Below are 513 nucleotides of genomic sequence, written 5' to 3'. Positions count from 1 at the left end.
CGCTCTCGGCCGGGACGGCCGGGCCCGCCTACACTGCCTCGTTCTCGATCCCCGGGAAGGGAGTACGCCGTATGACCGAGGCCGTGTCGGTGACGAACTGGGCGGGCAACATCACGTACGCCGCCAAGGAGCTGCACCGCCCGCACTCGCGGGCCGCGCTGCGGGCGCTGGTCGCGGGCAGCACGCGGGTGCGGGTGCTGGGCAGCGGGCACTCCTTCAACGAGATCGCCGAGCCGGGCCCCGAGGGGGCGCTGCTGTCACTGGCCGGGCTGCCGCCGGAGATCGAGGTGGACACCGCGGCGCGGACGGTCCGGGTCTCGGGCGGTGTCCGGTACGCGGAGCTGGCCCGCGTGGTGCACCGGCACGGGCTGGCGCTGGCGAACATGGCGTCGCTGCCGCACATCTCGGTGGCCGGTTCGGTGGCGACCGGGACGCACGGGTCGGGCCTGGGCAACGGGCCGCTCTCGACGGCCGTGCGGGAGGTCGAGCTGGTCACCGCCGACGGGTCGGCCG

At 75.4% G+C, this 513-nt stretch carries 1 protein-coding gene; it reads left to right on the top strand.

Annotation, left to right across the window (positions count from 1 at the left end):
* Positions 1–71 precede the first annotated feature (71 nt).
* Positions 72–513 (top strand): FAD-binding protein (locus CCN42_RS32010; RefSeq protein ID WP_143662080.1); only part of this gene is annotated, 442 nt, incomplete at its 3' end.

Source organism: Streptomyces glaucescens (genome assembly GCF_002154375.1).
Taxonomy (GTDB): domain Bacteria; phylum Actinomycetota; class Actinomycetes; order Streptomycetales; family Streptomycetaceae; genus Streptomyces; species Streptomyces glaucescens.
The sequence above is the reverse complement of the archived record's forward strand: the minus strand, read 5'-3'. Positions and strand labels throughout refer to the sequence as shown.